Origin of the sequence: Mesorhizobium sp. M1338 (genome assembly GCF_040318045.1) — a bacterium.
GTDB lineage: Bacteria > Pseudomonadota > Alphaproteobacteria > Rhizobiales > Rhizobiaceae > Mesorhizobium.
Genome location: NZ_JAMYLL010000024.1, coordinates 48,271 through 60,187, shown reverse-complemented (window position 1 = coordinate 60,187; position 11,917 = coordinate 48,271). Strand labels below are relative to the sequence as shown.

10 protein-coding genes and 1 pseudogene are annotated in these 11,917 nt (G+C 62.3%); 10 read left to right on the top strand and 1 reads right to left on the bottom strand.

Features of this window, described 5'->3' with window-relative positions; genetic code table 11:
* Positions 1-17: 17 nt before the first annotated feature.
* From NKH19_RS20555 to NKH19_RS20540, 4 genes are read left to right on the top strand one after another with little or no spacing between them, the layout of a single operon-like run.
* A complete protein-coding gene (locus tag NKH19_RS20555) occupies positions 18-1,286 on the top strand; it encodes an ABC transporter substrate-binding protein (protein ID WP_352863563.1) in 1,269 nt (422 codons plus the stop codon).
* Positions 1,283-2,305, top strand: coding sequence for a carbohydrate ABC transporter permease (locus NKH19_RS20550; protein WP_502910988.1), 1,023 nt, complete (start codon positions 1,283-1,285; stop codon positions 2,303-2,305). The genes NKH19_RS20555 and NKH19_RS20550 overlap by 4 nt, the downstream gene beginning before the upstream one ends.
* A complete protein-coding gene (locus tag NKH19_RS20545) occupies positions 2,302-3,354 on the top strand; it encodes a carbohydrate ABC transporter permease (RefSeq protein ID WP_352863561.1) in 1,053 nt (350 codons plus the stop codon). Before NKH19_RS20550 ends, NKH19_RS20545 begins: the two co-directional genes overlap by 4 nt.
* Before the next feature lie 7 nt (positions 3,355-3,361).
* Positions 3,362-4,450 carry an ABC transporter ATP-binding protein gene (locus tag NKH19_RS20540; RefSeq protein WP_352863560.1) on the top strand — a complete coding sequence of 363 codons (1,089 nt, stop codon included), beginning with the start codon at positions 3,362-3,364 and terminating at the stop codon, positions 4,448-4,450.
* 305 nt (positions 4,451-4,755) lie between these two features.
* Here the strand turns inward: NKH19_RS20540 and NKH19_RS20535 are convergent.
* Positions 4,756-4,936: pseudogene (locus NKH19_RS20535) on the bottom strand (quinone oxidoreductase); the annotation flags it as partial.
* A gap of 168 nt (positions 4,937-5,104) precedes the next feature.
* Between NKH19_RS20535 and NKH19_RS20530 the strand changes: the two are divergent.
* The 6 genes from NKH19_RS20530 (at position 5,105) to NKH19_RS20505 (ending at position 11,879) form a co-directional block, all read left to right on the top strand.
* A complete protein-coding gene (locus NKH19_RS20530; RefSeq protein ID WP_352863559.1) occupies positions 5,105-5,329 on the top strand; it encodes a hypothetical protein in 225 nt (74 codons plus the stop codon).
* Positions 5,330-6,004: 675 nt separating this feature from the next.
* Positions 6,005-6,994, top strand: a complete 990-nt coding sequence (locus NKH19_RS20525; protein WP_352863558.1) for an ABC transporter substrate-binding protein — start codon at positions 6,005-6,007, stop codon at positions 6,992-6,994.
* Between the two features lie 133 nt (positions 6,995-7,127).
* Positions 7,128-7,940 carry an ABC transporter permease gene (locus tag NKH19_RS20520; RefSeq protein WP_352863557.1) on the top strand — a complete coding sequence of 271 codons (813 nt, stop codon included), beginning with the start codon at positions 7,128-7,130 and terminating at the stop codon, positions 7,938-7,940.
* 12 nt (positions 7,941-7,952) lie between these two features.
* Complete coding sequence (locus NKH19_RS20515; RefSeq protein ID WP_352863555.1) at positions 7,953-8,756, top strand: ABC transporter ATP-binding protein; 804 nt, start codon at positions 7,953-7,955, stop codon at positions 8,754-8,756.
* Between the two features lie 96 nt (positions 8,757-8,852).
* Positions 8,853-10,457, top strand: coding sequence for a GMC family oxidoreductase (locus NKH19_RS20510; protein WP_352863554.1), 1,605 nt, complete (start codon positions 8,853-8,855; stop codon positions 10,455-10,457).
* A gap of 147 nt (positions 10,458-10,604) precedes the next feature.
* Entirely contained in the window at positions 10,605-11,879 is a 1,275-nt protein-coding gene (locus NKH19_RS20505) for a flavin-containing monooxygenase (protein WP_352863552.1), read from the top strand.
* Positions 11,880-11,917 lie beyond the last annotated feature (38 nt).

Genomic DNA, 11,917 nt, shown 5'->3' with positions numbered 1-11,917 from the left:
AAGGAGGAGACGAAAGCATGAAAAAGACCCGCACTCTGCTGGCCGCGCTATCGGTCAGCCTGCTCGCATCGACCAGCGCGTTTGCCGGCGACGTGCGCATCATGTGGTATTCGGACGGTGTCGAAGGCGATGTCATCCAGGACATCCTGAACCGCTTCATGAAGGACAATCCCGACATCCACATCACCCTCGACAACGTCGCCTACAAGGTGATCCAGGAGCAGCTGCCGATCCAGCTCGAAGCCGGCCAGGGTCCGGACATTGCGCGCGTCACCAACATCAAGGAACTCGCCCAGCACTGGCTGGATCTCAGGCCACTGGTCGCCGACGCGAAATACTGGGACGACAATTTCGGCGACACGCTGGACTGGATGCGACCCGACGGCTCCAAGGCCATCACCGGCTTCATGACCCAGCTTACGCTCACCGGCGGCTTCGCCAACAAGACGCTGTTCGAGCAGGCCGGCGTCGCGTTGCCGGGCGACAAGGCGACTTGGGACGACTGGATCAACGCCGCCGCCGAAGTTGCGAAGAGCCAGCAGCTGCCGGCAGCGTTCGCCATCGACCGCTCGGGTCACCGCATTTCGGGCGCCACCGTATCCTACGGTGCGAACTACGTCGGCGCCGACGGCAAGCCGGCGAAGGTCGACGACGGCACCAAGGCGTTCGTCGGTAAGCTCGTAGACTGGACCGCCAAGGGCCTGATGCTGAAGGACACCTGGGTGTCGGCGGCAGGCTCGACCTATCGCGCTGCAACGGACGATTTCATAAACGCGCAGATCCCGTTCTACTATTCAGGCAGCTGGCAGGTTGCCAATTTGTCGACCAAGATTGGCGACAGTTTCGACTGGATCGCGACCGGCTCGCCCTGCGGCACCGCGGGGTGTTCGGGCTTGAAAGGTGGCGCGGCACTCGTTGCCATCAAATACACCAAGAACCCCAAGGACGTTGCCAAGGTTATGGATTACCTGGCCAGCGAAGCCGTGGTGAAGGAGTTCAGTGAGCGCACGCTGTTCCTGCCAGCGCACAAAGGCGTCATCGCGAAAGGCGGATTGAAGTGGGGTTCGGCCGACAAGAATGTCGGTCCGGCGCTCGACAAGTTTGTCCAGGCGGCGGGTGAGACCTTGCCGGCAGCCGACGCGCTGCCGCCGTGGAAATGGGCCAATGCCTACTACGCCGCACTGGTGACCCGTGTCAGCCAGGTGATGGCCGGCGAACTTACCCTCGACGCTGCCTGGGTCAAGATCGACCAGGATATCGCCGACAAAGTCGCCGAGGCCAAGTGAGCGTCGCTGCGACATTGAAGGCATGGACCGGCGCTGTGCTCGCGGCGCCGGTCTTATGGCTGGCGTCGATCGTCAACGTGCCGCTCAACGCCTGGCAGCGCGCGACGGGCACCGGCGGCATGGCCGCCTTCTTCCTCGCCCCCAACATGGCGATCTTTGGCATCTTCGTCCTGGTGCCGCTGGTCATCAATTTCTTCTACTCGGCCACCTCAGGGACGGCTTACTTCCTGCAGGACCGCAGCTATGTGGGGCTGGAGCAATACCAGCGCCTGCTCGATTGCGGCAACTACCTGGACACCGCCACCTGCCGCGAGGACCTGTTCTGGAAGGCCGTGCACAACACCGGCCTGTTCGTCGTCGTGCAGGTGGCGCTGATGACGGTCGTGTCGATGGCGACCGCGCTGATCCTCAACCGCGAGATCGTCGGGCGCTCGTTCTGGCGCGCGGTGTTCTTCTTTCCGGTGCTGTTGTCGCCCGTCGTCACCGGCCTCATCTGGCGCTGGATCCTGCAGCGCCAGGGGCTGCTGAACATGATCGTCCATGACTTTGGGGGCGAGCCGCACAACTGGCTGACCGACCGATTCTGGGCTTTCACTGCCGCCGTCAGCGTTTCGGTCTGGGCGCATATGGGCTTCTACACACTCATCCTGCTTGCCGGCCTGCAGGCTATCCCGCGCGACCTCTACGAGGCGGCTGAGATGGATGGCACGAAGCCGGCGCGGGTATTCTGGCGCATCACGCTGCCGATGCTGATGCCGAACCTGCTTGTCGTCATCGTGCTGGCGCTGATCCGCGCCGTGCAGATATTCGACGAGGTCTATGTGCTGACCGGCGGTGGTCCGGGAACCTCAACCCTCTATCTCACGCAGTACATCTACGAGATCGGCTTCGCCTCGCTGCTGCGCAATCCAGGGCTGGCTTCGGCGGCCTCCATCCTGATGGGACTGGTGCTGGTCGTGCTGACCTTGGTGCAGTTGCAGGTCGGGCGCCGGGGCGAACGCAAGGGGGCGCGGCAATGAGCGGCGTCGCCGCATTCCTGACCCGCCGGCGCGGTGGCCGCTCCTGGCACTGGACCGACACTGTGACCTGGCTGTGGCTCGTCGGTGGTCTCGTCATCATATTCGGCCCGGCCATCTGGCTGGTTGGTTCGTCGTTGAAGACGCCGGCACAGCTCTCAGAGTTCCCGCCGACAATTTTGCCGTATGTCAGCCAGCAGACGAGCGTCGAAGGCTATGACAAGCCGCTCACCCTTTACACGGTGAAGCTGCCGGACGGCTCGAGCAAGGTGATGGCCGAGGTGCGCCGCATCGGCATCGTGGCGCAGATGATCGATCCCAAGGCGCCGAAGGACATCATCAAGGTCAATATTGCCGACCGGCAGCCGGTGCGTGAGATCGGCTTCGCGACTGAGAACTATATCGAACCCTTCGTCCATTTTGACTTCCTGCGCTATCTCCGCAATTCGGTTTTCGTCACTGCTATGGCGACGCTGATCACGCTGCTGACCAATTCGATGGCCGCCTTTGCGTTGTCAAAATATAAATTCCGCGGCCGCGATTTCACCATGCTCTTGATCGTCGGCACGCTGATGGTGCCGCTCTCGGTCATCCTGGTGCCGCTCTATTCGGTGGTCAGCGCCTTTGGCCTGCTCGATTCGCTGTGGGGCGTCATCCTGCCGACGGTGGCCACACCAACCGGCGTGTTCCTGTTGCGCCAGTATATGCTCACCATCCCCGACGAACTGCTTGATGCGGCGCGCATGGACAATGCGTCGGAATGGCAGATCTACTGGCGCATCGTGTTGCCACTCGCGGCACCGGCGCTCGCGGTGCTGGCGATCTTCTCGGTGGTCTGGCGCTGGAACGACTTCCTGTGGCCGCTGGTGGTGCTGTCGCGCAAGGAACTCTACACGCTCCAGGTCGGGCTCAACACCTATGCCGGCGAGCTCAATGTGCAGTGGCACTACATCCTGGCGATGACCGTGGTGACGATGATCCCCGTCGTCCTCGTCTTCGTTTTCCTGCAGCGATACATCACCTCCGGCATTGCCGGCACCGGGCTGAAGTGAGGGCGCCATGGGACGCATAACGCTGACCAACATCGATCGCGCCTACGGCAAGGTGAAGATCCTGCACGACATCAGTCTAGATGTCGGCGACGGCGAGATGCTGGTGCTTGTCGGCCCGTCGGGCTGCGGCAAGTCCACGCTGCTGCGGCTGATTGCCGGGCTCGACCAACCGACCGGCGGCAAGATCGAGATCGACGGCGCCGACGTCACCGAGGTCTCGGCCGCACAGCGCGGGCTCGCCATGGTGTTCCAGTCCTATGCGCTCTACCCGCATATGAGCGTGCGCCAGAACCTTGCCTTTGGGCTCGAAAACATCCGCATGCCGAAAGCCGAGATCGACCGGCGCATCGCGGAAGCGGCGCGCATGCTGGAAATCGCGCCCTATCTCGACCGCAGGCCAGGGCAGCTCTCCGGCGGCCAGAAGCAACGCGTGGCGATCGGCCGTGCGGTGGTGCGCAATCCGACCGCCTTCCTGCTCGACGAACCGCTGTCCAACCTCGACGCTGAACTTCGCATCTCGACGCGCGCCGAACTCGCAGCCCTGCACAAGCGGCTGGCCACCACGATGATCTATGTCACCCATGACCAGGTCGAGGCGATGACGCTCGCCGATCGCATCGTGGTGATGCGCGCCGGCAAGATCGAGCAGATCGGCCGACCGCTCGACCTCTATAATGCGCCGGCCAACCTGTTCGTCGCAGGCTTTATCGGCGCGCCGCGCATGAACCTGCTGCCGGTCAAGGTGTGTTCCGCCAGCGCGACCGAGGTGCATGTCGACGGTCCGGGCGGGCTTTCGGCCGCGGTCGCAGCCGACGGGACCGCGCTAAAGCCGGGAGACGACGCGACGCTTGGCATCCGGCCACACGACATCGAACTTTCGGACGGCGGCAGCGGCGCGGTCAGCGCGCAGGTTACGCTGGCCGAAGCGCTGGGCCCGGAAACTGTCGTTCATGCCATTATTGCCGGCGACAACAAGCTGGTCGCCGTGCTCAAGCGGCAAGGCGTCGAAACGCAGGGCCTGCCGCTCAGCCTGGCTTTGCCGCCGGAGCGGCTGCACCTCTTCGATTCCGCCGGGCTGCGCGTCGCCTCGCGCTAATCGTCAGTAAGGAAGCGCCGGAAAAAGCCGGCCACGGCGGCGCGTATGGCTGGCGTTTCGACATGGCCGCTCTCGGGTTCCCGGTGAAGGATGAGATGGTCGCCGGCTCTGGCCCGCTCATAGCGGCTCGTGTTTGCGAGAGCGCGCAATCGACAGCTGCCGGCGGCGCCAACGGATCCTGGTCGCCCATGCCGACAAATTGCGGTCGTGGCGCGATGCGTCCGGCGATCTCGCCATTGGCGGCCAGGTTCAGCAATCCTGGAACTGTAAGGTAGATGCCGTGCAAACCGTGCGCGCCGATCGGGCGTATGGATATGGTCGAAAAATGTTGCATAGCCGATCTTGATGCTCTTAGGCAGGCTCGTGATATCGAGCGGACCCGGGCCTCCAAGCACCGGGCCATACCAGCAGAACGTTCCCAATCGGCGTAGTATGTCGAGCGACCCTTCGAAAGGTCGCCGGCCCGGAGCCATCATAAACTAGTGGCGGCAGTTCGGTACCGTGCTCAAGCAGGTCGGCGACGACGATGTCTTGTCGATCGAGCACGAGGACACGAGCTAACCCCGATGGAAGGTATGCGAAAATCCGTCGCGCTCCTGCGCAATATGGTGATCAACCTGTCATAAAGCCAGGACTTGCAGAGGTTCGGGCAGAGTGAGCATCGCCCGCTATCTCGACCTCCACGACGAACTGGCGATCTCCGAACAGGCCGAGCTTTGGCGCCGTCCGAAAAGTGCCAATGACGCGCGAAGCGATCTGGATGGCCGGTCCTGGTGCGAAGGGGGCATAGGGTCGCCATATTCGACTGTTTGGCTGCCGCGGGACCATACGGAAATATACGGCAAGATTTCTGATTTTGGCCCACGAAAAAGTCAATGAAATCAATGATTCCGGTACATCCTCCGGGCCCACTATATTATTATATATCAATATCTTACGCCTAATTCATCGAGTTTGAATTGAGCGCTGCCGGGTAAATCTATGGCTTCGGGGTAAAATGGTTTGGGCCGTTCGTGAGTTTTCTCCGTCTTCTTAATGGCACCCGTCACACGTAGCTCAACATTCCCGGCTCCAAAAGACCTTTCAGCGATGCGTGCGGTAATCGGCGGCAACGACGTGCAATTAGGCGGGTTCTGAACTCGGCCACAGCCTCAAATTGCTCGAAGGCGCTCGTGTGTTGATGTCGCCATTGAATGCGCGAGGGCAGGTCGCGGCCTAGAAGCTAGGTCAATAGCTGGCTTCGCCAGTTCCGGCCATACAGAGGAGGCGACCGTCGTTGACGTCTCCGAAAGCAACGATGAGGTCATCGGGATCGTCAGCCTCACGCCAAAGTCTGTGGGTGGCGCAGACGCGGCAGCGCCGGCTTGGTTAGGCCCAGCCTAAGCAGAATTATCGAAAATCATTATTTGTGCATCGCACACAGCGTGCTTTGCTCCATCCGCCGGCTGAAAGAGAACAAAAAGAACGTCAGGTGGCAGCCTTCGGCGATGCGTCCGAAGGCGGGTTGTTTTGGTGCGGACAGCGCCTGACCTCAGAAAAAGACAGGGGAACGTGATGACGACAATAATCTCGAAGTTTCGCCGTGCCGCGCTTTCGGCCGGCATTGCCCTCAGCGCGCTTTCGGTGAGCCTCCACGCCGAAGCCGGCAGCTTGAAGCTGGGCATGACGACCTGGGTCGGATACGGCCCGCTCTTCCTTGCGCGCGACATGGGCTACTTCAAGGAAGGCGGCCTCGAAGTCTCGCTCGAAGTCATCGAGGAAGCATCGATGTACATGGCGGCCGTCGCCGCCGGCGAGCTCGACGGCAGCGCCTCGACCATCGACGAAATCATGAAGTACCGTTCGAAGGACGTCTGCTTCAAATCGGTCTATGCATTGGACGACAGCCATGGTGGCGACGGCGTCTTGGCGCCGAGCAGCGTCAAGAGCGTCGCCGACCTCAAGGGCATGGAAGTCGGGCTGAATGAAGGCTCGGTCTCGCAGTTCTGGTTCAACATCCTGCTCAAGCAGGCCGGTCTTAGCCAGGCCGATGTGAAGGTCACCAATATGACGGCGGATGATGCCGCCGCCGCCTTCATGGCCGATCGCATTCCCGTTGCCGTCACCTGGGAGCCGCATCTGACGTTGGCCAAGAAGGAAAACAAGGGCCAGGTCCTAATCGACTCGTCGAAGACGCCCGGCTTGATCGTCGACGTGGTGGCGCTGAACTGCGACTACATTACGAAGAATCCAGTGGATGTCGAGGCGCTGGTGAAGGGGCTCTACAAGGCCAACGAGTTCATCAAGGAAAATCCCGAGAAAGCCTATGAAGTGATGGCTAAGGGCGTCGGCGGCTGGCTCAAGGATCCGAAGGACTTCGCCTCCTCCGCCGCGGGCGTGAACTTCTACGGCAAGGAGCGCAATGCGCAATTTTTCGCCGGTGGCGAGAATGGCGAAGCCGGCAAGCTGATCAAGCTCGGCGGCGACGTCTGGGGCGGCTTCGGCAAGCTCAAGATGGACATCAAATACGATGACCTCGTCGATCCGTCCTTCCTGACAAAGTGATCTGGCCTCGCAAAGCGAGTTCGTTGGACCGCAGGCCGAGCCTTTCGCCTGCGGTCTATCCAGCCCAAAGGGTTTCCCTGTGACATTGGCACCGAATGCAACGTCTCCCATCAGCCATATCGTGACCAAGAGCGTGGATAAAAATCAGCCCGGTCGATCCGCCTGGAAAGCTGTCGCCACGCCGTTTCAGGCCGTGTCGCGCCCTCTCTCCATCACGCTCAGCGTCCTGGTCTGGTGTGCGGTCATCGGCGGCTGGTTCGCTCTGACCTATTCCGGAGCGGTCAAGGAAATGTTCCTGCCGCGCCCGGAATCCGTCTTGTCCACCACCATCAGGATGGTGCTTGACGGCTCCTTGTGGGAGCACGTGCTCGCCAGCGTCCAGGTGGTGCTGATCGGTTTCGTCATTTCGAGTATCGTGGCGGTGCCGCTCGGCTTGACGATGGGCACCTACCGCATCGTCCAGGCGGCGCTCGATCCGCTTGTCAATTTCATCCGCTATCTACCGGTGACGTCCTTCGTACCACTGTTCATCCTGTGGATCGGCATCGGCGTCGAGCAGCGCGTGGCCGTCATCATCTTCGGCATCTTCTTCCAGCAGCTGGTGATGATCGCCGACAGCGCCCGCAGCGTCCAGCGCGACCTCGTCAACGCAGCCTATACGCTTGGCACGAAACGCAGCGACACCGTCTTCCACATTGTCTTTCCGGCCACGCTTCCCAACGTGCTCGACGTGCTGCGCGTCACTATGGGCTGGGCTTGGACCTATCTCGTCGTCGCCGAACTCGTCGCCGCCCGCAGCGGACTTGGTTACATCTCGCTCAAGGCGATGCGCGGCTTCCAGGTCGACGTCATCTTCATGGCCATCGCCATGATCGGCATCCTTGGTCTTTGCACCGACCAATTGTTCCGGGGCATCCGCCGCCTCGTCGCTCCCTGGGCCAATTGAGGATTTGCTGAAATGGACGCCCTGACACTCGCGACGAAACCGAAGAGCGCCGACATCGGCGTTGACAATGTGGCGCTGCGCTACGGCACGGGCGACAACGCCGTGCTGGCGCTGGACGGCATCTCGTTCCATGTCGCGCCCAATGAGTTCTGTGTGATCGTCGGCCCATCCGGCTGCGGCAAGTCGAGCCTGCTCTATCTCATCGCCGGACTCGAGGAGCGCACCGGCGGCACGATCGCCGTCGGCGGCAAGCCGGTCACCGAGCCGGGTCCGGATCGCGGCATGGTGTTTCAGGCCTACACGCTGTTTCCCTGGCTGACGGTGGCGCAGAACGTCGAATACGGTCCGAAGCGCAAGGGCATGTCGGCGGCCGAGCGCAGGGCGATCGTCGAGCATTTTCTCCATGAGGTCGGCCTGGCGAAATTCGCCAACCATTATCCCTCGCAGCTGTCGGGCGGCATGAAGCAGCGCGTGGCGATTGCGCGCGCGCTCGCCAACGATCCGCAGGTGCTGCTGATGGACGAACCCTTCGGCGCGCTCGACAGCCAGACCCGCCACTCCATGCAGAAGCTTCTCTTGAGGATCTGGGACCATTCCAAGAAAACCGTCCTGTTCGTCACCCACGACATTGACGAGGCGATCCTGCTGGCGGATCGGGTGCTCGTCATGTCCGGCCGGCCGGGCCAGATCAAGAAGGAAATCCGCGTCGGCCTGCCGCGTCCGCGCAGCATGGATCTGGTCATGGAGCCGAACTTCATCGCCATGAAGCGGGAAATCCTCGATCTCTTGAAGAACGACGAAGACGAAGAGCACTAAATGCATGTCGCCCAAAAGTGACCTCGGTTTTGGGAAGACGACATGCATGAAACGAAGACCGGTGGTCTTCGTTGTGGACCACGAAATAGGCACGGCATGAGCATCGCGACCGTGGGATTCGACTATATCGTCATCGGCGCGGGCTCGGCCGGTTGCGTCCTGGCCAACAGGCTGAGCGCCAACCCCGCCAACCGCGTCTGCCTCATCGAGGCCGGCGGCAGTGACGACCGCACAAGGGTGCGTGTGCCGGCCGGCATTCTCTCGCTCTACGGCAATCCGGCCTTCGACTACGGCTACAAGGGTGTGCCGCAGCCGCTGCTCAACAACCGCCGTATACCGGTCAACCGGGGCAAGCTTCTTGGCGGATCGAGTTCGATCAATTCGATGGTCTATATTCGCGGCGCCGCCCAGGATTACGACGAGTGGGCAGCGCTCGGCTGTGCGGGGTGGTCCTATGCCGACGTGCTGCCGGTCTTCAAGAGACTGGAGCGGAACCTCCTGTCCCAGAGCCCGGCCTATCATGGCTTCGAGGGCGAACTGCTGGTCGACAATCCGCGGGATCCCAACGCCGTATCCCATCTGTGGGTAGAGGCGGGTCGGGGCCTGGGCCTGCCCGAAAACCGCGATTTCAACGCCGATGGCCAACTCGGCCTGGGCATCTACAACGTCACCCAGGACAAGGGCCAGCGCTTCTCGGCCTACACCGCTTTCGTCCGGCCGGTTCTCGGCCGGTCGAACCTCCAGGTCCTGTCGGGCGTCGAGGTGCTCGATCTGGCCGTCGAAAGCGGGCGCGTCGCGGGCGCCAATGTGATCAAGGACGGCGCGGTCCAAAGGCTGACATGCCGCGCCGAAATCGTGCTCAGCGCGGGCGCGATCGGATCGCCGCGCATCCTGCTTGCTTCCGGCATCGGGCCGGCCGACGAGCTGAAGGCGGCGGGGATAGAACCGCTTATGAACGTGCCGGGCGTCGGCAAGAACCTGCGCGACCATGTCGACGGCATGATCACCGTGCGGTCGAACGGCGCCAGGACGCTTGGCCTGTCGCTCGCCAATCTGCCGGCGATGCTGGCTGCACCCTTTCAGTATTTCGTCTGGCGCAAGGGCATGCTGACGACCAATTATGTCGAGGCCGGCGGCTTCGCCAAGACGAAATATGCCGGCGATATTCCCGATGTCCAATTCCACTTTGTTCCGGGCTACCGCAGCCATCGCGGCCGGCTCGTCGAATATGGCCACGGCTATGCCGTGCACACCTGCGTGCTCAGACCCGGAAGCGTCGGCGAAATCACGCTTGAGCGTGACGGCACCCGCCGCAACGTGCTGATCGATCACCGCTTCTTCAGCGGCGGGCAGGACGCCCTGACCCTTGTCGAAGGCATCAAGCTGGCGCGCTCGATCCTGGCTTCGCCAGTTTTTGCCGATATTCGCGGACCGGAAATCCTGCCGGGACCCGATGTCGTCACCGACGACGAGATCCTCGCCTATCTGCGTGCCGAAGCATTGACCGTCTATCACCCGGTCGGCACGGCCAAGATGGGCACCGATGCAATGGCAGTGGTCGATCCCGCCGGCCTCAAGGTGCGCGGCTTCGGCAATCTGCGCGTGGCGGACGCCTCGATCATGCCGACGCTGATTGGCGGCAACACTAATGCGCCGTCCATGATGATCGGCGAAAAGGCGGCCAGGGCGATGCTGTCGTAGTCTCGCGTTGGCCGACTCTCCTGGCATTTAGGGACAAGCTAACCACTGCCACGTGAAATCGTAATTTTCGGTAATCAGTCCCTCCGGTACACCAGCGATCTGACCTCCTCGCATCCGCAGAAACTCTTGGGGGGAAAGGACGCAGAAATGTCGGTGGAAAAAATAGACACGCTTGTCATCGGCGGTGGCCAGGCCGGGGTGGCTATGTCTGAGCATCTGAGCAAATGCGCGGTGCCGCATCTCGTTCTCGAGCGTGGCCGGATCGCCGAGCGCTGGCGTTCGCAGCGATGGGACTCGCTCGTTGCCAATGGGCCAGCCTGGCATGACCGTTTCCCGAGCATGGAATATCCCGTGACGGGTCCCGACGGCTTTCCCTCCAAGGAAGAGGTTGCGGACTATTTCGCCGCCTATGCAAGGCAGATCAATGCGCCGATCCGCTGCGGCGTCGAGGTCAAGCTCGCGCAAAGAAATGTCGGTCGGCCCGGATTCCGAGTCGAGACGTCCGATGGGGTGATCGAAGCCAACAGCATCGTCGCGGCGACCGGACCTTTCCAGGTCCCCGTCATCCCCGCCCTTGTCCCCGGCGATGCCGGCATTCTGCAGATTCATTCCAGCGCGTACCGCAACCCCGGACAGTTGCCAAAGGGCGCGGTGCTGGTGGTCGGGGCGGGATCGTCAGGTGTGCAGATCGCCGACGAGCTTCAGCGCTCGGGGCGGCGCGTCTACCTCTCGGTCGGCCCGCACGACCGCCCGCCACGAGCCTATCGCGGGCGCGATTTCTGCTGGTGGCTTGGCGTTCTCGGCAAATGGGACCTCGAAACCCCGGGGCCTGGCACGGAACATGTCACGATTGCGGTGAGCGGCGCGCGTGGGGGCGAAACGATTGATTTCCGTCGGCTGGCCGCGCAGGGGCTTACCCTCGTCGGCATGACCAAGACATATCAGGGCGGCGTGCTGACCTTCGCCCCCGATCTGGCGAAGAACATTGCCCGCGGTGACGCCAACCTGATGTCGCTTCTGGACGAGGCCGACGCCTATGTCGCGCGCAACGGTCTCGACCTCCCGGAGGAGCCCGCGGCCCGGCGGATCGACCCGGATCCGGAATGCCTGGTCAATCCGCTTCGTGAGCTCGATCTGGCCGGGGCCGGGATCGCGGCGATCATCTGGGCGACAGGCTTTGCCGTCGATTACAGCTGGTTGAAGGTCGATGCCTTTGACGAGAAGGGCCGGCCAAGGCATCAGCGCGGGGTCTCGACCGAGCCTGGAATCTATTTTCTCGGCCTGCCTTGGCAGTCGCGAAGAGGATCGAGTTTCATCTGGGGCGTCTGGCATGATGCCAAGCATGTCGCAGACCGGATTTCGACGCAGCGCAAATATCTGGCCTACCATGCTGCCGCACGGCGCGAGACCATGGACGCCTGACCGACAACAGCCACGAGCCCGATCTGATGGAGACCAGA